Origin of the sequence: Nocardia sp. NPDC056000, assembly GCF_042269265.1 — a bacterium.
Taxonomy (GTDB): Bacteria; Actinomycetota; Actinomycetes; order Mycobacteriales; family Mycobacteriaceae; genus Nocardia.
The window spans coordinates 519,161-539,861 of the sequence record NZ_JBHJXS010000003.1 but is presented as its reverse complement, the minus strand read 5'-3'; the positions used below and the strand labels follow the sequence as shown (position 1 = coordinate 539,861).

General features: G+C 67.2%; 17 protein-coding genes. 12 read left to right on the top strand and 5 right to left on the bottom strand.

Translation table 11 applies throughout. The features are described from left to right. Positions 1-232: 232 nt before the first annotated feature. Positions 233-910, top strand: coding sequence for a TVP38/TMEM64 family protein (locus tag ACFC4D_RS11095; protein ID WP_376062588.1), 678 nt, complete (start codon positions 233-235; stop codon positions 908-910). On the opposite strand, the gene ACFC4D_RS11090 is transcribed toward ACFC4D_RS11095, so the two are convergent. From ACFC4D_RS11090 to ACFC4D_RS11075, 4 genes are all read right to left on the bottom strand, one after another. Next, positions 891-2,657, bottom strand: a complete 1,767-nt coding sequence (locus tag ACFC4D_RS11090; RefSeq protein WP_376062587.1) for a tetratricopeptide repeat protein — start codon at positions 2,655-2,657, stop codon at positions 891-893. The two genes, ACFC4D_RS11095 and ACFC4D_RS11090, sit on opposite strands and share 20 nt — an antisense overlap. Beyond that, positions 2,654-4,507: a hypothetical protein gene (locus ACFC4D_RS11085; protein ID WP_376062586.1), complete on the bottom strand. Its 1,854-nt coding sequence runs from the start codon at positions 4,505-4,507 to the stop codon at positions 2,654-2,656. Before ACFC4D_RS11085 ends, ACFC4D_RS11090 begins: the two co-directional genes overlap by 4 nt. Further along, entirely contained in the window at positions 4,479-5,816 is a 1,338-nt protein-coding gene (locus ACFC4D_RS11080) for an ABC transporter substrate-binding protein (RefSeq protein WP_376062585.1), read from the bottom strand. Before ACFC4D_RS11080 ends, ACFC4D_RS11085 begins: the two co-directional genes overlap by 29 nt. Positions 5,817-5,990: 174 nt before the next feature. Beyond that, complete coding sequence (locus tag ACFC4D_RS11075) at positions 5,991-6,941, bottom strand: pyridoxamine 5'-phosphate oxidase family protein (protein ID WP_376062584.1); 951 nt, start codon at positions 6,939-6,941, stop codon at positions 5,991-5,993. A gap of 409 nt (positions 6,942-7,350) precedes the next feature. On the opposite strand from ACFC4D_RS11075, the gene ACFC4D_RS11070 reads away from it, so the two are divergent. Genes ACFC4D_RS11070 through ACFC4D_RS11060 form a run of 3 tightly spaced genes read left to right on the top strand, consistent with a single transcriptional unit; the run spans position 7,351 to position 10,078 of the window. Next, positions 7,351-8,229, top strand: coding sequence for an ABC transporter permease (locus ACFC4D_RS11070; protein ID WP_376062583.1), 879 nt, complete (start codon positions 7,351-7,353; stop codon positions 8,227-8,229). Continuing rightward, positions 8,226-9,284 (top strand): ABC transporter substrate-binding protein, encoded by a 1,059-nt coding sequence (locus ACFC4D_RS11065; protein ID WP_375952487.1) that lies wholly within the window; start codon positions 8,226-8,228, stop codon positions 9,282-9,284. Before ACFC4D_RS11070 ends, ACFC4D_RS11065 begins: the two co-directional genes overlap by 4 nt. Beyond that, positions 9,281-10,078, top strand: a complete 798-nt coding sequence (locus tag ACFC4D_RS11060) for an ABC transporter ATP-binding protein (protein WP_375952490.1) — start codon at positions 9,281-9,283, stop codon at positions 10,076-10,078. The genes ACFC4D_RS11065 and ACFC4D_RS11060 overlap by 4 nt, the downstream gene beginning before the upstream one ends. A 90-nt stretch (positions 10,079-10,168) precedes the next feature. Here ACFC4D_RS11060 and ACFC4D_RS11055 read toward each other — a convergent pair whose 3' ends face one another. After that, positions 10,169-10,498: a transglycosylase family protein gene (locus tag ACFC4D_RS11055; RefSeq protein WP_364635025.1), complete on the bottom strand. Its 330-nt coding sequence runs from the start codon at positions 10,496-10,498 to the stop codon at positions 10,169-10,171. 476 nt (positions 10,499-10,974) lie between these two features. On the opposite strand from ACFC4D_RS11055, the gene ACFC4D_RS11050 reads away from it, so the two are divergent. The 8 genes from ACFC4D_RS11050 (at position 10,975) to ACFC4D_RS11015 (ending at position 20,683) form a co-directional block, all read left to right on the top strand. Then, complete coding sequence (locus ACFC4D_RS11050; RefSeq protein WP_376062582.1) at positions 10,975-11,763, top strand: IclR family transcriptional regulator; 789 nt, start codon at positions 10,975-10,977, stop codon at positions 11,761-11,763. A gap of 112 nt (positions 11,764-11,875) precedes the next feature. Beyond that, positions 11,876-12,976, top strand: a complete 1,101-nt coding sequence (locus ACFC4D_RS11045) for an ABC transporter substrate-binding protein (protein ID WP_375952496.1) — start codon at positions 11,876-11,878, stop codon at positions 12,974-12,976. Continuing rightward, entirely contained in the window at positions 12,973-13,806 is an 834-nt protein-coding gene (locus ACFC4D_RS11040; protein ID WP_376062581.1) for an ABC transporter ATP-binding protein, read from the top strand. The genes ACFC4D_RS11045 and ACFC4D_RS11040 overlap by 4 nt, the downstream gene beginning before the upstream one ends. Further along, on the top strand, positions 13,799-14,749 hold the full coding sequence (locus tag ACFC4D_RS11035) for an ABC transporter permease (RefSeq protein WP_376062580.1): 951 nt from the start codon (positions 13,799-13,801) through the stop codon (positions 14,747-14,749). The genes ACFC4D_RS11040 and ACFC4D_RS11035 overlap by 8 nt, the downstream gene beginning before the upstream one ends. Before the next feature lie 18 nt (positions 14,750-14,767). Beyond that, entirely contained in the window at positions 14,768-16,108 is a 1,341-nt protein-coding gene (locus ACFC4D_RS11030) for an LLM class flavin-dependent oxidoreductase (protein WP_376062579.1), read from the top strand. A gap of 34 nt (positions 16,109-16,142) precedes the next feature. Then, on the top strand, positions 16,143-17,075 hold the full coding sequence (locus ACFC4D_RS11025) for a TauD/TfdA dioxygenase family protein (RefSeq protein ID WP_376062578.1): 933 nt from the start codon (positions 16,143-16,145) through the stop codon (positions 17,073-17,075). A 187-nt stretch (positions 17,076-17,262) separates the two neighbouring features. Then, entirely contained in the window at positions 17,263-19,356 is a 2,094-nt protein-coding gene (locus ACFC4D_RS11020; protein WP_376062577.1) for a phosphocholine-specific phospholipase C, read from the top strand. A gap of 154 nt (positions 19,357-19,510) precedes the next feature. Then, a complete protein-coding gene (locus ACFC4D_RS11015) occupies positions 19,511-20,683 on the top strand; it encodes a serine hydrolase domain-containing protein (protein ID WP_376062576.1) in 1,173 nt (390 codons plus the stop codon). The last annotated feature ends 18 nt before the right edge of the window (positions 20,684-20,701 follow it).

The window sequence follows — 20,701 nt, the reverse complement described above, 5'->3', positions numbered from 1 at the left end:
GCTAGCGGGATGGCTGTGATTCCTGTCCACTGAGTCTCACTACCAGTGAGTAACCTGGCAAGTTGCCAATAACCCTTCCCGCCCGGGCGAGATCGGAATCCGAACTGTTCAGCATGGGTATCACCATCCTTGCGGAGCCAGCCACAGCCGCGCCGCGCGCGGTCGGTAAAGTCCGCATCCGACCCATGGTGCGCACGAGGAGGACGGCGGCATTCGCGAAGTAGTGAGCGGTATGGCCGGATTGCTCGGCCGACTGCGCCGGCCGCGCGTGTTGGCGACGCTGATCGGTATCGCCGTGCTGTTCGGATTGGCCGCCTTCGCACCGCATCCCGCACCGCAGCAGATTCGCGACTGGGCCGATTCGGTCGGGCCGCTGCTGCCGCTGGTGTTCTTCGTGGTCCACACTCTGGTCTGCGTCGCACCGTTCCCGCGCACCATTTTCACCCTCAGCGCGGGCATGCTGTTCGGGCCATGGGAGGGCCTGGCATTGGCGGTATCGGCCACCACGCTCAGCGCGGTGCTGGCATTGCTATTGGTGCGCGCGCTGGATCAGGATCGGGTGCGCGCGCGGCTGACCCATCCGGCGGTGCGGGCGGTGGACGCGCGCCTGGCGCGACGCGGCTGGCTGGCGATCGGCTCGCTGCGGCTCATCGCCTTCGCGCCTTTCTCGGTGGTGAATTACTGCGCGGGCCTGTCGTCGGTGCGGATGAAGCCGTATCTGGTCGCGACCGTGCTCGGGATTCTGCCCGGGACGGTCGGCACGGTGCTGCTCGGTGACGCGCTCACCAGTAAGACCTCGCCGGGGCAATTGATACTCACCGCAGCCTGTTTGGCGGTGGGCGTGCTCGGGCTCGTCATCGATGCGCGGGTCGCGGTGCCCGAGCCGGAGGTCATGCCGGAGTCGGTGTAGGCCCCGGGGTCTCGGCCGAACCGTCGGACTCGTCCGGACGCAGCGGCCAGCGATCGATGCGCCGCAGCGGGCGCACCCCACGGCGTACGGAGCCGGGAGCGGTACGCAGCGTATGCGCCGCGCGGTCCGAATAGGTCTGTGCGAAGCGCGCATCCGGATACAGTTCGCGGGCGTGCGCCAGCCATCCGGTGGCCTGGCGCAAAACCTCCGCCGCCTGGGCATCGCCCGCCGGATCGAGCAGATGCGCCCCGAGATCGGGATCCAGCACCGCCACCGAGCCCAGATGCTGCAGACAGCGCCCGACACCGAGACGATCATCGAGCACACGCCATTCGTTCAGCGCCTCCTGCCACGAGCGCAGCGCGCGACGGGGCGCGCCCACCGCCCAGTCGAGAATGCCGAGCACCTCGTGCGCATGCGCCAGCCCGGCCGGATCCCGGCCGTCCACCGCGAGGGATTCGGCGAGTTCGAGGCGATCGCGCGCGGCGTCGAGGCGGCCCTGGCGCAGATGCACCAGGGCCAGATTCACCAGCGCACAGACCTCACCGGCCACGTCCTCGCGCGGCAACCGCCACCAGGCGGCCTCCAGCGCGGTCGCGACGCGGTCCAGTTCCGGTGCGGTGGAATTCAATTCGGCCAGCGCCCAGCGGTGACCGGCGCGGGCGCGCAGGTTGGTCAGCAGCGGGCGCGGGCGGATACGGGACGGCGGGGTGTACGCGGGGTCCGCGCGGATTCGGGCCAGTTCCGCGATCGCGGGGAACCCGGCCCGCGCCGAACCGCCCACGGGCGATGGCGGACTCCCCGGCGGTGGCGGACCACCGCCTGGCGGTATCGGATCCCGGCGCGGGTCAGGTGCGATCCGGATCATCACCGTCGCGGTACCGGAATCATTCTCGCCCTTGCCGATTCGCGCGTACCAGGAGTCCAGCGCATCGGCGATGACGGCGAGTTGCGGCACCGTCATCCGCAGCCGCCGCAACTCCGGGGTGTCCGCGCACCGCTCCAGCAGGCGGCGCAATCTGGGCTCCTCGGTCCGGAACCAGCGCCGCGCCACCGCCGACCGCTCCGGATCATCCAGTGCCGCAGCCCATCCCGCCGCATGCTCGGCCCGGCGGCGAATGAGTTCATTGCAGCCCGCACGCCATTCCGGCAGCGACCGGACCGCGGCCGTCCCGGGTTCGACGGGAACCCGAGCCAATCGGCAACGGCCCGATGTCAGCTGTTCGAGTACCCCGCGCCGCACCAATTCGGCCGATATCTCGGTGGCGGTGCGATGCTCCGGCAGAGTGGATCCGGCGGGCAGCCGAGCGCGGGCGGTGCCGATGGCCGCGAGCACCTCGAGCAGAATGCCGATCTCGAAGTCCCGCGCGGGAAGCTCACGCAGGACCGCGGCCTCCCGATAGCCGTCCAGGGCCGCGTCCTGGACGGGGTCGATCGGTTCCGGCCACGGCGCACCCGGTTCGGGGAGTTCCCCGTCGCGTTCGCGATGCTCCGCGGCCATCGCCGTGGTGGCCCGGAAGACCAGGATCAGACCGGCGATGACGACCAGGGGCATGAGCACCCAGCCCAGTACACCGGACAGCAGCGTCACCACGACGTTCTCCTTGAACGCGTCGGTGATCGAGATCCGGCCGAGCTCACCGATCAGACCGGTGCCCAGCACCATCATAGCGCCCAGCATGCGTTGCAGCACACCGGATTTCGGGGTGGCGATGACATTGGAATCGGCGTCGCGCGGGGAGGTCATCGCACCGCTCCCCCGGTCAGGCCGGGCACCAGCCAGCGTCGCCAGAACAGCAGCAGCAATGTCACCGGGACCACCGCCGACACCAGCGCACCCGCCGCGAGTTGTGCCGCGTTCTGGTCGAATTGGCGGGTGTCACCCCACAGCAGCAGTGCCCACGGGCTCGCACCCGCACCGCTGATCAGCAGGCCGATGAAGAAGTCGTTCCAGACCTGAATGAACTCGAGGACAGCCACCGCGCCGAGGGCCGGGCGGACAGCGCGCAGAACCCGACCGGTGACCACCCGCGCGGGTGCGAGACCGTAGAGCGCGTCCGCGGCCGGGGTGTACGCGGGCGCGAGCAGCGCGCCGCGAAGAATGAGGATCGCGATGGGCAGTCCGGCCGCGGCATGGGTGAAGATCAGCGGCACCCGGGTGCCCGCGAACCCCCATGCATTGATCACATCGTGCAACGGTCCCAGATACATCTGTGCGGGCAGCACCGTCAGAAACACCAGGCAGGGCACCACGATTCGAGCCCCGATACCGGTGCGCACCGCGGCCAGCCGATGCGCGACCTGCACCGAGACCAGCAGCACGATGAGCGTGACGAGTACCGCGACGCTCGCGGTGATACCGAGCGCACGCCATAGGCCGCCGTCATGCCCGATCGCGCGCAATTGCGCGCGCACCGAGCGGCCGGAGCCACCGAGCGCCTCCCACGCCAAGATGCCGATCGGGATCAACGAGACACCCGTCAAAACCAGCACCGCCAGCCATTGCGCGAAACCCGTTCGCTCCCTGCCCGTTTCCGGAATTCGCGTGGACGCCGTCCAGCTCATTCGATGTCCGCGAATACCGGCCTGCGCCCACAGCGCGGCCAGGCCGAGCGCCACGGCCAGCGGCAGCGCGTAGGCGGCGGCCTCACCGCACCACGGACCGCATGCCGCCGAGGTGCGCCACCAGTACACGGTCGCGCTGTCGATCTGGTACTGCATGGAGCGCGGCACCGAGGCCAGGATGGCGTCGAACACGCGGGCCGCCGCCACACCGACGACCAGCATGGCGATCAACCACACCGGTTGCACCAGCCGCAGCAGCCGAAATACCAAGTGCGGCCGGGTTTCCTGATAAAGCTCGCCGGCTCGCACCTCATCGGCCTCGATACCGAGCAGGGCCGCGCGGAACAGGCCGGTGAGCAAGCCGAGCCAGGTCCACGCGAAGGCCAGCACCAGCAGCACCCCGAAGGCGATGCGATAGGCGATGACGCCGCCGAGTTCGCGATTCTCGGTCAGGTGGTCGAAGAGCAGGCGGAACGCGATGCCCGCGGTGAACGCCGAGATACCGAACGGCACGATCAGCGGCCGCCACATCCAGCGGAGTCGGCGGGTGAACCAGGCGATCGCCAGCGCCAGCAGCACCAGCAGCGCCGCGACGATCACCCATCCGACGGTGTACAGATAGGCACGCACGCCGTCCGGGGTCAGGCCGCGGCCGATGAGGATCACGCCGACGGCAGCGACCACGACGGTCCAGGTGATCGCGACCGGCAGCACGGCCGGTAGCCCCGGGTAGCGGCGCTTGATATCTCCCGCGATGGCCGGTGGGATCGCGGCGAGCACCAATAGACCGCAGCCGAGCGTCAATCCGGGCCGGGCCCGCGCCGCGAGCCAGACGGTATAGAGCGACGGGGCCACGATGAAGACCGTGATCAAGCCGAGCGCGGGCAGCAGAATGACCGCGCCGATCCATTTGCGCGGATGCCTGCCGGGAATGAGTGGACCGGACAGGCGGCGCGGGGCCAATTCCAGGTCGAGGCCGTGCGAATGCAGTGCGTCCATGATCTCAGTCGCGCCGCCGTCGTTCGAGTTCATCGATGGCAGCGACGGTATCGCGCACAGCCGTATCGATGCCCTCGGTATCGAGTGCGGTCAGAAAGTCGGTCAGCGCTCGCCACAGGTCGAAACGGCCACCGCTGGAACCGATTCGGTCGCCGAGGTCGAAGGCGGTCCAGTCGCGGAAGCGCGCGGCGACCGGTGCGATCAGTGGTGAATACTGCTGTGGGGTGGCCTGATTCGCGGCGACGAAACCGCCGTAGCGGGTGATCCAGGGCAGCGCGGCTCGCGGTTGCGCGAGCAGGGATACCAATTGCGCCGCGGTGTCTTTCGCGGATGCGGTCACCACCATGACGTCGCCACCGGCGATCAGCGGCGCACCGCGGGCACCGCCCGGGAATGGCGCGACACCGACCGCGCTCTCCAGCGAAGCGGCCGAAACGCAGGCGCGCACGATCGGCTCGGCGAAGTCCGGGGCGACCACCATGAGCGCCGAATGACGCTGGAACACATCGTGAATCGCGTCCGGGAACTGCCGGGTGAGAGTTTTGCCGATATCGCCGGGAAAGGCGTGCCGATGACCCCACACCGCCGCCAGATCGCGCAGCGCCGAGCCGAGATCGGCGGGCGGTTGTCCGCTCGCGTCCAGCCACAGCGCCGGATTCGCCAGCCGGTCATAGACTTCGGGATATTCCGCCCACAGCACGTTCTCGAAGAAGTCGGTCAGCACCCAGCCGTCCGCCGCGCCGAGCGCGAGCAGGCTCATCCCCGCATCCGATACCGCGTCCATATGGCTCGGCCATTCACGAAATGACCAGGTGCCGGGGTCCGGCAGTCCCAGTTTCCGCAACCGCTCCCGGTCGTACCAGATGAGCGATTTGCACGCCTGTTTGAACGGTAGCCCGTACAGCCGGTCACCGGCGGAGGGAATTCGCAGCAGCGATTGCCAGCCCGGGGCATACTCGGCGGCTCCCCCGGCGGTCCACAGCGCATCGTCGAGTGGCCGTAACCGCTTGTCCTCGGCCAGTTTCCGCACCTGCCCGGCCTGCGGGAGCATGACGATATCGGGGGCCGAACGCCCCGCGCCGAATACCGTGCCGATATCGTCCCCGAGCGGTATCACCTCGGTGGGATGCCCGAAATCGACCGCGGTGAGCACACTTTCGAAGGCATCGAGCTCCGAGCCACCCCAGGAGACCGCGATTCGCACCGCATCCGAGCGCGCCCCGAATCCGGGCGCACACGCCGCGGTCACGGGCAACAGCACACCCGCTCGCAGCACCGCTCTCCGTGTCGCCATACCCGCCCCGCCCACCCCGGGCCGCGCTTCGGCCGTACCGGTGAGCATGTAAAACCTTACTGCCCGAGCACGTTCCGAGCGGGGACTTACCCGAATCGGCAAGAGTGCGCGGCACTCCGGCGTATCGCGCCCAGCGGTCCCTCCCGCCAATTCGCCCCGACGGCATACTCTTCGTCGCCATAGCCACCGCGGCGCGCGTACCGGCCGCTGCGGCTCTATCCACTAGCGGAGCGCGTCGAGCAAGCCTTCCTTTTGCGCTTTCCTCAGGCCGCGACGAGCCAGGAAACCGTTCGCGAGCAGTAGCAGGGTCTTGTTCGGGGGTGCGGCGAAGCCGGAGGCGGTGTGCGGGGCGTACGTGCCCGTTTCACCGTCCGCCTCGAGCCAGCCGGTGTGCTGACGCGATTCCAGGCCGATCAGTTTGGGCCGGTAGTCGTGCGCGAGCAGCCCCGCTCGGCGACCGCCGCCGGGAGCACCGGCCGCGATGGCGAGGCTCAGACCTGCGGGACCGGAACCGCTGATATCGACCGGGACGATCGTTGGGTAGCCGTCCGCCTGCCGATAGGACAGCAGCCGGAAGGGCAGACGGTCGGCCGTGGCGGCGGCCTTGTCCACCTCGACCCGCGGCGCGGTGCCGCCCGCGGGTGGCTTCTGCGAGGGCGCGCTCCCGGTCGGCAGTGGTTCACCGAAAACCTCTGGAGCCCCGGTGGTTTCGAGGTCCGGCCAGACCACGATGCGATGCACCGCGACGGTCACCACCACGCGGTCCGCGTAGTACGCGCTCAACCAGCGATCCCAGAACCGGCCCTGTTTCGGCGGTCCCATGAACGGTACGACGCGTGCACCGATGTCTTCCATGGTGGCCCGATCCGGCGTCACGTCGAATGTCGCGGTGCCCTGCACCAGCACATACCGCGCGTTCGAGAAATCACCCAGACCGTGCTTGCGCGAGTGGAAGGCAAGCGCCACTTGCGGATTGCGCTTCATCCGCTCCAGCTTGCGCCCGAAGCCGAGGGAGGTGGTGAAGCCGACCGTGCCCCGCTCCCGATCCCGCAGCCCGATCGGCGCGACCGCCGAGACCACCGCACCACCCGCCGGGGTGAGATAGGCCAGCGCGCAGGTCAGATCACCGCCGAGGACCTCGTCCACCTCGTCCGGCCAGGTCACAACAGTCATACAGAGGAGCGTAGGCCGCCATATCCGACACCGGGCCGTGACGAGATAACGCTTGGATAATGGCTCCGCACACGCCGCGCGGCGGCTGGACAGCCGCGCGGATTGCCGCCGATCGCAACGCCACTGACGGTTCGGCCGCACATACCGGGCGCGGTGTCGGCCACCGACACCCGTCCGGTTGCCGCCGAGGTTGCCCGGCCGCTGCGATGACATGCCTGCCGACCCGGAGAACGCACCGGGGCGGCGGATCGCCCACCGCGCTCGTCGACGTGCGCTCAAACGCACGCACTTCAAATCACGGTGATCGTGTATCTGGGCAGGACCGCGCGCGGGGGAAAGGATCGGGCCGGACGGTTATGGCCCCTCGACGGGAGGCGGCCGACCGCGACGGCATCGGAGGACGGGCGGCATGATCAGCATCGGGGCGACCCGAACCGCTACGCGCGCAGCGGAACTCGGCACAGCGCAGACCACCGGCCGGTCCGGGCGGGTGCGCGGGATCGGGGTGCGGGTGCTGTCGCTGGCCGTGCTGCTGGGGCTGTGGTGGGCGATCAGCGCGGCGAAGATCGTCGATCAGCAATTCCTGCCGACGCCCGGGGCGGTGTGGCGGGCATTCGTGCGCGCCAACAGCTGGCATGAGCTGGCTCCGGGTGTGCCGCGAGAAGTGCGCGGCGAGCAGAACTACTTCCTCTGGGAGCATCTGCTGGCCAGTTTGCAGCGTATCGGCGTGGGTGCCGGAGCGGCCGTAATCCTCGGTCCACTGGTGGGTTTCGGTCTGGGGACCTCGCGCACGCTCGCCACGATCGTCGAGCCATATCTGAACTTCCTGCGCGCCCTCCCCCCGCTCGGCTATATCGGCCTGCTCATCGTCTGGTTCGGCATCGGTGACACCTCGAAGATCTGGCTGCTGTTCCTGGCCGCGTTCCCGCCGCTGGTGATCGCCACCATGACCGGCGTGCACGGGGTTTCGGCGGACCGCGTCAACGCGGCACGCTCCCTCGGCGCGAATCGCCGTCAGGTCATCACCCGGGTTCTGTTGCCCGCCACCCTCCCCGAGGTCATCGGCGGCATCCGCGTGGCCATCGGATTCGCCTGGACCACCGTCGTCGCCGCCGAACTCGACAACGGCATTCCGGGCATCGGCGGTCTCGCCTATCTGTCCGGTCAGCGCCTCGACACCCCGCTGACCATGGCCTGCATCATCGTTATCGGTCTCACCGCGCTCGGGTTGGACGCGGCGATCAAGCGGATCGGCGACCTCGCCGTCCCCTGGAAAGGCAAAGCATGAAACGCAAACTTGTCGCATTGGCACTGGCCGGGGTCCTCGCCGCCGCCCTCTCGGGCTGCGTGGAGTCCGGACGGACCGATCAGTCACGCGCGGGCGGCGACAAGGTGGCGTGCCCGGTACCCGTCGACGAATCCTTCACCGGCACAGTGCGACTGGGGTATCAGGACATTCCCAATGGTGCGCTCGTGGTGAAGGATGCCGGGCTGTTGGAGACCTGCTTGCCGAAGGCGAAGATCACCTGGAGCAAGTTCGCGTCGGGGGCGACGGTTATTCAGGCGTTCGGGTCCAATTCGCTTGATTTGGGACTGCTCGGGAGTGCCGCTGCAGCGCGGGCGATTTCGGCTCCGCTGAATATCGATATGAAGGTGGTGTGGATCCACGATGTGATCGGGTCCGCGGAATCGCTGGTGGTGAAGGATCCGGCGATCACCTCGGTGGCGGGGCTGCGGGGCAAGAAGATCGCGGTGCCGTTCGCCAGCACCTCGCATTACAGCCTGCTCGGGGCGCTCGCGGCGGCGGGAATCGAGCGGGATGTGACGCTCGTAAACCTCACGCCCGACGCGATTCTCGGCGCGTGGCGCGATAGCGGTATCGACGCGGCGTTCATCTGGGAGCCGACGCTGACCGAATTGCTGAAGAACGGGCATACCGTCACCACCGCGGCCGAGACTGCCAAGGCCGGGAAGCCGACGTTCGATCTCGAGGGTGCGCGCGGCGATTTCGTGAGCGCCAATCCGAAGTTCCTCACGGTGTGGACCGCGGCGCAGAACTGGGCGGTGCATCAGCTCGCCAATGATCCGCAGGCCGCGGCCACGCACATCGCCGCGCAGCTCGGCATCTCGGTGGACGCGGTGCGCAAGCAGCTGCCGGGCTATGTCTTCCTCGATGCCGCGACGCAGGCGGGCGCGCCCTACCTGGGTAAGCAGCTCGGCTCCGATCTGCAGGGTTCGGCGCAATTCCTGTTGAGCCAGGGCGAGATTCAGGGTCTGGCCGCACCGGAGAAGTACGCCGGGGCGGTCTACGCCGATGCCGCGACGGCGGCGAGCGCCAAGTGAGTTCCGCTGTCGCACAGCGTGATCGGGTCGTACTGAGCGAGGTGTCCAAGACCTATGACACCGCGACCGGATCGACGGTGGCGCTGTCCCCCACCGATCTGGTCATCGAACCCGGCGAGTTCGTGAGCGTGGTCGGCCCGTCCGGTTGCGGTAAGACCACGCTGCTGCAACTGCTCGGCGGCTTCCTCACGCCGACCACCGGCGCGCTGCTGGTGGGCGCGGACCCCATCGCGGGTCCGAGCCCGGAGCGCGGTGTGGTGTTCCAGGCCCCGACGCTCTACCCGTGGCTGTCGGTGCGCGGGAACATCGAGTTCGGGCCCAAGTGCCGAGGTGTGGACAAGCGGACCCGCCGGGCGGAGTCCGATCGCCTGCTGGACCTGGTCGGCCTGGGCGATGTGGGCGGTAAGCGGCCCTATGAGCTGTCCGGCGGTATGCAGCAGCGCGCGCAGATCGCCCGGGTGCTGATCAACGATCCGCGCATCATCCTGATGGATGAGCCGTTCGGGGCCCTGGATCAGCTCACCAGGGAGCGTTTGCAGGTCGAACTGCTGCGACTGTGGCGGCAGGCGGGCAAGACCGTGGTCTTCGTGACCCACTCGGTGGAGGAGGCCGTATTCCTGTCCACCCGGGTGCTGGTCATGAGCGCCCGGCCCGGCCGGATCATCCTGGACCGCCGGATCGACCTGCCGGGCGATGACGCGGACGCCGTGCGCGAGCTGCGGGTCACCGCGACCCCGGAGTTCCAGGCGCTCAAATCCGAACTGGCACAGGCGATCTACGACGCCCACCGCTAGCGATACAGACGCGAAATGGCCCCGGATCGCCATTGATCCGGGGCCATCGTCATGCTTGGTGCGCCGGTCGAACCGGCAGCGCGCGGTACCTTAGAGGTACGCGCCGCAGTGCGGCCACGCGCCCGCGCCCTGACCGGCGAGCACGTTCTCGGCCACGCGGATCTGCTCCTCGCGGCTGGCGTTCGCGGCATTGCCCGCGCCGCCGTACGCGTTCCAGGTGCTCTGGGTGAACTGCAGGCCGCCGTAGAAGCCGTTACCGGTGTTGGCGGCCCAGTTGCCGCTGCTCTCGCACTGCGCGACGGCGTCCCAGTTGCCCGAGGCAGCCGAGGCGGTGCCGGTGGACATCGCGAACGGGACAGCGGCGAGGATGCCGGTGGCGGCGGTGGCGACGAGCATGCGGGTGCTGAACTTGCGAGTCATATGGGATTCCTGGCCTGCGCCCAATCGGCCCGCGCTCTCAGCAGCGGGTCCCCGTCCCCAGGGATGTCGGTTTCGTTCGAACCGCGGGACGGGGTTGCCGGTGTTCGGCGGTTCGATTTCGGACTCGGTGATTCGAGCCGTGAACGACGGTAACGGAACAATCACAACTAATCACGGGGCGATCACGGACGGTTGACAAATTGGCGTCGACCGCACTCGCGGAGTTTATGCAGACAGCACCGGACGAATGGTGAATTACATTGTTCGAATTCATCGCCGATAATGTGACGGAGGCCACTCGAAAATAGTGACCCGGGTCGCGTAATAGAAATAGTTTTTCGCCGATGCGCGATCTTCCCGAGACCCCGTTCGACCTGCTTCTCGAGACCTGCGATCGGGGTGCGCACAACCATTGCCGCCGGTCAGAGCCATGGTCATAGTTCCGGGACTACTGTTTCGTCCCCGCAGGAGGATCCATGGCCACCGAGGAACCACGCTCCGGAGCACGCGCGGTCGACCGCGCGATCGGGGTCTTGAGCTGCTTCGAAGGCGATCCCGAACTGTCGGTGAGCGAGCTGGCGCACCTGGCGGATCTACCCGTGAGCACCGTGCACCGGCTCGCCCAGGCGCTCGTGCGCGGAAGGCTGCTCGAACAGGACCCGGCGACGGACCGTTACCGCATCGGTCACGGCCTGGCATCGCTGGCCCGGCCCGCGCTGGGCCGCCTCGGCCTGGACTCGGCCGCACCCCACCTGTACGCGCTGGCGGCCGGTATCGGCATCACCGTGAGCGTGAGCATGGCCGAGGACCGGGACGCGGTCACGGTGTTCCAGGCCAGGCCACCGGTGTATTTCTGCCCCAACCAGCTGCCCCGGGACCGGCGGCCGCTGCGTGACAGCGCGGCCGGGCACGCGCTGCTGGCCTTCTCCCCCTTCGACACCATCGCCGAGGAGCACGCGGCCCGGCGTGATACCCGCCCGGCGCGGACCGCCGGACTGCACACCGATCTCGATCGCGTCCGGCGCAGCGGCTTCGCCACCGAGTTGATGCCGACCGACGACCCCATTCGCGCGGTCGCGGTCCCCATCGTCGGACCGGACAAACGCGTGCGCGGCGCGCTCGCGGTACAGGCGCGTTCGGCACGGCTCAATGCCGAGCTCATACGAAATATCGTGCCCGCCATGCGGATCACGGCCGGGCGCATCGCACCCCTGTTCCAAACTGTCGGCGGGCCAACGGATTCCGCCGAATTAGAATCACGCTGATTTCCACATCGTGAAAAGACGATTGCCGCGCGCTCTCGGCGTCGACACCATCTGATCAACCGATCATTCCTGAATACGCGTTACCGCGTACGCGTTCATCGAAAGAATCACTATGGCTTCCGCTTCCAGACCCGCACGGGCCTTTCGAACCGCACGAACGTTGCGAATCCTCGCCGCCGCGTTGGCGATTACCAGCGCGGTCGGGGTTCTCACCGGTTGCGGTAAGTCCGAGCCCGCCACCACCGCCGACGGGAAAACCGTTGTGCGCTACCAGGGCACGACCGGACAGGTGACGCCGTACGAGCTCGCCGCGGATCTGGGCTATTTCAATAAGATCAGCCTGCACTGGGAGGGCGATACCACCAGCGGCCCCGCCAATATCCAGGCCGCCGCGACCAAACAGATCGAATTCGGCAGCGCTTTCAACGGTGCGGTCATCAAGCTGGTCGCCGGTGGCGCACCGGTCACCGCCGTGCTCAGTTCCTATGGGGCGGACGAGCAGTCGTACACCGGCTACTTCGTACGGGACGATTCGGGCATCACCTCGGCGCGCGATCTGATCGGCAAGAAGGTCGGCGTCAACACCCTGGGCGCGCACCACGAGTTCGTCACCCGCGAGTGGCTGCACCAGCAGGGACTCAGCGATGCCGAGATCAAGCAGGTGCAGCTGGTGGTGCTGCCGCCGGCCAACACCGAGGACGCGCTGCGCAAGGGTCAGATCGACGCGGCGGCGCTGGGATCGGTGTTCCGCGATAACGCCGTCGATCGCGGCGGACTGCATCCGCTGTACACCGATAAGGATCTGTTCGGCAAATTCGATTACGGCACTTACGTTTTCCGCAATGACTATCTGAAGTCGCAGCCCGACGCGGTGGCCGACTTCGTGCAGGGCACCGCGCGCGCCACCCGCTGGTTGCAGGTGACCCCCCGCGATCAGGTGGTGGCCCGCTTCGAATCGATCATCACCAAGCGCGGCCGCAATGAGAACACCGGACTGCTGAAGTATTACAAGAGCTCGGGCATCCCGGTGCCGGGCGCGGTGGTCGAGGACCGCGAGTTCCAGGTGTGGATCGACTGGCTGGTGCGCAATGGCGAACTGCCCGCGGGCAAGTTCCAGGCCAAGGATCTCTACACCAATAAGGACAACCCGTACAGCAACGGCAAGTATCCGGCGGGCGCAGGGCCCAGTGGTGAAGCGGCGGCGGCGAAATGAGCGGGGTCAAGCTCGCGCTGAGCGGTGTGCGCAAGGACTTCCCGGTGCGCGGGGAGAACGCCGCCTTCACCGCGCTCGAGGACATCACGGTCGATGTGCGGGACGGGGAGTTCCTGGTTCTGGTCGGCCCCAGTGGTTCCGGTAAGTCCACGCTGCTGGATCTGCTGGGCGGCCTGAGCAAACCAACCACCGGGCAAATCCTGCTGGATGGCGCGCCGATCACCGGACCTGGGCTCGATCGCGGGATCGTCTTCCAGCAGTACGCGCTGCTGCCGTGGCGCACCGCCCGCACGAATATCGAATTCGGCTTGGAGGCCAAGGGAATTCGACGCCGCGAGCGCCGGCAGATCGCCGAGCACTACCTCGAATTGGTCGGTCTGGCCGGATTCGGCGACCGCTATCCGCATGAACTCTCCGGCGGTATGAAACAGCGCGTCGCCATCGCCCGCAGCCTGGCCTTCGATCCGGAGGTGCTGCTCATGGACGAGCCGTTCGCGGCCCTGGACGCGCAGACCCGGGAATCGTTGCAGGACGAGCTGCTTCGCATCTGGAAGACCACCGGCAAGACGATTCTGTTCATCACGCACGGCATCGACGAAGCCGTCTACCTCGGCCAGCGGGTCGCGGTGCTCACCTCGCGGCCGGGCCGGGTCAAGGCGGTCGTCGATATCGCACTGGACCGTGACGGGGACGCCGATATCCGATCCAGCGAGAGCTTCCGCGAAGTGCGGCACCACATCTGGTCGCTGCTGCGCGATGAAGTCGCCCGGGCGCAGGGCCAGGAGACCGCCGCGCTCGCCGCCACCGACAGGAGAGCCAGCCATGTCTAGCGCACTTCAGGTCACCGCAACGGCCGGACTGAGAGGGTCCGACGTCGACCGCGATACGATCGCACCATCGGGCGCGGTCTCGTCCTCGAACGGCGAGACGGTAACGCCTACCGAGCTCGCATCCACCCGAGCTGTTCCCGCCCCGACGGTTTCCACAGCGCGCATTGCCAGGGTCGCCGGGCGGTGGGCGTGGCGGATCATCAAGCCCAGCTTGGCGATTGTGCTGTTCCTGATCCTCTGGCAGCTCGCACCGCGATTCGGGTTGGTGGATCCGGTCTTCCTGCCGCCGTTCTCGGATGTGTGGTCGGCGGGGCTGGAGCTGTTCCGTTCCGGTCAGCTCGGCGAACACGTGTCGGCGAGCCTGACCCGCTCGGGCATCGGCTTCTCGATCGCGGTGGCCTCCGCCATTCCGGTGGGCGTGGCCATCGCCTGGTATCGGCCGGTCGCGGAATTCATTTCCCCGATTCTCGAACTGTTCCGCAATACCGCCGCGCTGGCGCTGCTTCCGGTGTTCGTGCTCATTCTCGGCATCGGCGAGACCTCCAAGATCGCGCTGGTGGTGTACGCCAGCTTCTTCCCGATCCTGCTGAACACCATCAGCGGTGTGCGCAGTGTGGATCCGCTGCTCATCAAATCCGCTGTATCGCTTGGTTTCTCACCCATTCCGCTGTTCGCCAAGGTGGTGCTGCCCGCGGCCGTGCCCGCCATCTTCACCGGTATCCGAATGGCGGCCTCGGCCTCGATCCTGGTGCTGATCGCGGCCGAAATGGTCGGGGCGCGCGCCGGTCTCGGCTATCTCATCACCGCGGCACAGCAGAACTTCCAGATTCCCGCCATGTACGCGGGCATCGTCACCATCTCGCTACTGGGACTCGCGTTCAACGGCCTGCTGGTCGCGCTCGAACGCCGACTGTCCCGCTGGCGCGTCCAGTCCGACCGCTGATTCGAAGGAACACTCTCCATGTCACGCAAGACTTTTCACATCAATGCCTTCCTGATGGGCGTCGGGCATCACGAGGCCGCCTGGCGGCACCCGCGCACCCGGGAGCATCAGGTGCTGGAGGTGGGTCATTTCCAGGAGCTCGGGCGGATCGCCGAACGCGGCAAGCTCGATTCGGTGTTCTTCGCCGACGGCCTCGCGGTCGGACCGCGCATCAAGCGCAATACCCTCGCCGTGTTCGAACCGGTCACCCTGCTGGCGGCCATCGCGACCGCGACCGAACACGTCGGGCTCATCGCCACCGCCTCGACCACCTATAACGAACCCTTCAATCTGGCACGCAAATTCGCCTCGCTCGATCACATCAGCGGCGGGCGCGCGGGCTGGAATATCGTCACCTCCGGCAATGAGGAGGAGGCGTTCAATTTCGGCTACGACTCCATTCCCGAGCACGCGCGCCGCTATGAGCGGGCACAGGAGTTCGTGGATGTGGCCGTACAGCTGTGGGACAGCTGGGAGAGCGATGCCATCGTGCTGGATCCGGAAGACGGCGTCTTCGCCGATCCGGACAAGGTGCACACCATCGACTACCGCGGTGAGCGTTTCCAGGTGCGCGGACCGCTGAACTCCCCGCGCAGTCCGCAGGGCCGTCCGCTGCTGGTGCAGGCCGGATCCTCGGAGAGCGGAAAGGAATTCGCGGCCCGCTACGCCGAAGCGGTCTTCACCGCACAGCGCACGCTCGAGGAGGGCCAGGAGTTCTATCGCGATCTCAAGTCGCGCCTGGCCAAGTTCGGCCGCTCCGCCGATGAGCTCAAGGTGCTGCCCGGTCTGGTGCCGTTCATCGCCGATACCGAGGAGCAGGCCAAGGACCTGGAGCAGGAGTTCACCGATCTGATCTCCCCGGATTACGCACTGCGCCAGCTCTCCTCGCTGCTCGGCATCGATCTCACCGAACACGCCCTGGACGCGCCGCTGCCCCCGCTGCCGCCGGAAAGCGAGATCGAGGGCGGTAAGAGCCGCTTCACCCTGGTCAAGGAACTGGCCGAGAAGGAGCAGCTGACCGTGCGCCAGCTCATCGGCAAGCTCGGCGGCGGCCGCGGCCACCGCACCCTGGCGGGCACGCCCGAACAGATCGCCGACGATCTGCAGAGCTGGTTCGAGGGCGGCGCCGCCGACGGATTCAACATCATGCCGCCGTACCTGCCCGGCGGGCTCGAGGACTTCGTGGACAAGGTCGTCCCGATCCTGCAGGAACGCGGGCTCTTCCGCACCGAATACACCGCCACCACCCTGCGCGGTCACTACGGCCTGGAGCCGGTGGAGAGCCAGTTCGCGCTGACCGAAATCCAGGCCACCGCCTGAACTTTCCGTTATCCCGATTACGAAAGGCACGATCATGACCACTTTCGCCGATACCGGCACGCTGCGCGTCACTCCGGTCGCCGGGCATATCGGGGCCGAGATCACCGATATCGATCTGCGCGCTGAACTCAGCGATCAGCAGGTCGCCGACCTGACCGCGGCACTGCACGAATACAAGGTGCTGTTCTTCCGCGGCCAGGACATCGGGCATGCCGAGCACATCGCGTTCTCGCGGCGGTTCGGCGCGGTCACGCCCTCGCATCCCTATGACACCGACGCACCCACCGAGTTCCCGGAGATCCTGGCCGTGGACAGCCGGTTGTACGAGAAGCGGTTCGGGCGGCGCAAGTTCAGCTACACCAATCATTGGCATACCGATGTCTCCCCGCTCATCAATCCCCCGGCGGCCTCGCTGCTGCGGGCCGAGATCGCGCCCGAGCGCGGCGGTGACACCCAGTGGACCAATCTGGCGGCGGTGTACGAGGGTCTGCCCGATTCGCTCAAGTCGTTCCTGGACGGGCTGCGCGCCGAACACCGGTTCGGCGGTAAGCAGCCCGCCTGGGATGCCGAGAGCGATTACGCCAAGAAGGTAGCCAAGGCGCCGCTGGTGACCGAGCATCCGGTGGTCCGGGTGCATCCGGTGACCGGGGAGCGGGTGCTGTTCGTGAATCCGGGCTTCACCACCCGCATCGTGGGGCTGAGCCCGCGCCAGAGCGATGCCCTGCTCGACCTGCTGTACGCGGAGCTGTCCGATAGCGCGTACACGGTCCGATTCCGCTGGGAGAAGGGCAGTCTCGCGTTCTGGGACAACCGCGCCACCGCGCATCTGGCCCCCAGCGATCTGGACCACCTCGATGTCACCCGGGTGCTCTACCGCACCACCCTCGAGGGTGAGGTGCCGGTGGGCGTCGACGGTGAGCCCTCGCGCGCCATCGCCGGAGAACGCTTCGGAGCGGTTGCCGGCTGATACTGTCCGATCCATGCCGAGGGCCTTCGACCACGCACAGTCGAGGGCCCTCGGCCTGTGCCGTTCATGTTCCCGGCATCTCGGGCACGCGCTCGCCCACCTGCGGCAACCTTGGGCCTACGGACCTTCATACGGCGATCATCCGGCGATCACCGAATGTTCCTGTCCGGCTGCTGTACTTCGACGTATGGTCAACGTCTCTCGAAGGCGGCTGCTCGGCTCGGCGGCGACCATCGCGGCGGGCGCGGCGGCGGCCTCATTACTACCGTCTTCGCTGCACCGAGCCATGGCGGCACCGGTCCGAGCGGGCGGATTGGGCGCGATCGAACATGTCGTGCTGCTCATGCAGGAGAACCGGTCGTTCGACCACTATTACGGGTCGCTCGCCGGGGTTCGCGGGTTCGGGGATGAGACCCCGCTACGATTGCGCAACGGTAACAACGCGTTCCGGCAACCGCGGGGATCGAACGGTGAGGTACTGCCGTTCTCCGCGCGAGCGGCGGCCGCACGCGCGGGGCGGCCGGACGGCGATATCCAATATCTGGACAGTCTCGACCACGAATGGAACGGCAGCACCAAGGCCTGGGGGCAGGGCTGGTGGGATCGCTGGATCGAGGCCAAGAGCCCGGCCACCATGGCCTATTACGATCGCCGGGATCTGCCGCTGCAATACGAGCTGGCGGACACCTTCACCATCTGCGACGCCTACCACTGTTCGATGTTCGGCGGGACCAATCCCAATCGCAATTACTTCTTCACCGGCACAACGGGATTCGAGCCCGGCGGGCGCAAGCGGGCGGTGGACAACGCCGCCTACGACGCCCGGCATCGCGGCTACGACTGGACCACCTATCCCGAGCGACTCGAAGCGGCCGGGGTGTCGTGGCAGATCTATCAGGAGTGGGACAACTTCACCGATAACCCGATCGAGTACTTCCTGCCGTTCAAGCGCATCGGCAGCAAGGTGCTCGACAGTGTGCGCGGGCAGTATCTGACGACCGAGAAGTTCTACGAATCCCTGTCCGGGCGTTCACTTTCCGATCAACAGCGTTTGCTGCGACAGTTGAAAGCCGGGCGGGACAAGCTGACTCCCGCCGAACGCAGCCTGTTCGATCGCGGCATGTTCCGCGGTGAACCCGACAGCCTGCTGCAACGCTTCGCCGATGATATTGCCGCAGACCGGCTTCCGGCGGTGAGCTGGCTGGTGCCGCCCGCACGCTATTCCGAACATCCGTCGGAGTCGACGCCGGTGGGCAGTGCGTCCTTCATTCACAAACTCCTGGACATCATCGGGTCGGATATCGACACCTGGTCCAAGACGGCGATATTCCTGACCTTCGACGAGAACGACGGCTATTTCGACCATGTGCCGTCACCGGTGCCGCCGCGACCCGCCTCGGGCAATGGCGACGACTGGTACGACGGGAAGGCCATCGGGCTCGGGGTGCGGGTGCCGATGACGGTCATATCGCCCTGGACCATGGGCGGATTCGTCTCCTCCGAGGTCTTCGATCACACCTCGGTACTGCAATTCCTGGAACTGTGGACCGGGGTGCGCGAACCCAATATCAGTTCCTGGCGGCGCACCGTCTGCGGCGATATGACCTCGGTCTTCGATTTCACCGCCGCCGGAAAGCGGCCGCGGCTGGGCACGCCCGGGAGCGTGCCCGCCGCGACCTCCCGGTGGAAGGCGGAACCACCGGGCGCGCAATCGCTTCCGATACAGGAACCCGGGACGCGCAAGGCGCGGCCGCTGCCCTATCAGCCCGCGGTCTCGAGCACACTGGACGGATCGACACTGTCGGTGACGCTCACCGATACCGGCCGGGCCTCAGCGCATTTCACGATCTATCCGTTCGCGGGAGTATCGGGCGATCCGCGGCATTACGACGTCGCGCGCACCACCACCGAAAAGTTCACCGTGACAGGGAAATACGACCTCGTCGTGCAGGGACCGAATCGGTTCTGGCATGAACTGCGCGGTGACAGCACGGGGGCCGCGGCCGGAGTCCGGGTCGGGGCCGAACCCGGCACCCGAGGTACCCTCGCACTCGCGCTCGCCAATCATGGTGGGCGCGTTGTTGTTTTGACGGTCACCGCGCGGCGCGGTGGTGGCGATCCACGCCGGATCGAACTGGCACCGGGTGCCGATCAGCGCCTGGAATGGCCGACCCACGACGGCTGGTACGACCTGGAGATCACCGCCGAAGGCGATGCCGATTTCCGCCGTCGCGTCACCGGGCGCATCGAGGACGGCAATCCGGGCGTGAGCTCGGACTGATCCGCACCGGGCGCGGTTGGTGTGCTGGCACGTACGACCGTGGGGGTAGGACCGACTCCGGGAGTTACCGGATAGTCAGGGGTGTGCTCTTTCTCTAGCGTCGAAACCGTCGTGTAAGACATGACTTCGGTGGCGTGTGGAGAGGGGTAACAGCGTGGGTGGCAGTATCTTCCGGCGGCGGGGCGGGTACGCGATTGTCGCGGCCGCGGCGCTGCTCGCCACGGCGGGCTGTGATAGCGGCGCGGCGCAGAGTCCGGCCGCATCACCCACGACGCAGGTCTCCGATGCGCTGACCACGCTGGTTCGGTCCGGAATGCCCGGTGCGCAGGCGGTGGTGGACGGACCCGACGGACAGCGAACCTTCGCCGCGGGCGCGGGTGATCTGAGCACCGGAGCGCCGTATGCCGAGGGCGCGCATTTCCGAATCGGCAGTGTCACCAAGACTTTCGTCGCCACGGTCGTATTACAGCTCATCGCGAACCGCACCATCGAACTCGAAGCGCCCATCGAGCGATACCTTCCGGGTGTGGTGCAGGGCAATGGGAATGACGGCAATCGCATCACCGTGCACCAGTTGCTCCAGCACACCAGCGGGCTCGCGGATTTCGCGCCCGAGGATCCCTCGCACAAACTCCCGCAGCAGCTCGATCAGACCGGTGACGGTAAGGCGTATCGCGATCTCACGCCGCCGGACCTGGTCGCCATCGCGATGACCATGCCGCCGCAGTTCGCACCGGGTGCGCGATTCGAATACACCAATACCAACTATGTGCTGCTGGACATGCTGATCGAGCAGATGACCGGCCGCTCACTCGCCGATGAGATCGGCAGCCGCATTCTCGAACCACTCGGATTGCGCGACACCTATTTCCCGTCGGCGGGTGACACCGAGCTGCGCGATCCCCATCCCCTCGGCTACCGCAAGCTCGACAACACCTGGGTCGATGCCACCGATACCGAGGCCGCCTGGGCGGGAGCCGCCGGGGCGATGATCTCCACCGGAGCCGATCTGAATCGATTCTTCACCGCGCTGGTGACCGGAAAACTGCTGCCCGCACCGCAACTCGCGCAAATGCAGCAGACCATCCCGATGGCGCAGTCCACCGCGATGGCCTACGGACTCGGCCTGATCCGGCTGCGACTGCCCTGCGGCAGCGATGGCAGGGATGTGAAACAGGTTTGGGGGCATGCCGGTGGGATTCCCGGCTTCAGCACCCTGGCGGTCGCCACGCCCAAGGGCACCGCGGCGGCGGTCAGCGTGAATACGCATCAGACCAATGAGCATTTCTCGACGACGCTGACCGCGGTCGCGTGCACGATCGCGTGAGCTGAAACGCCGAAGGTT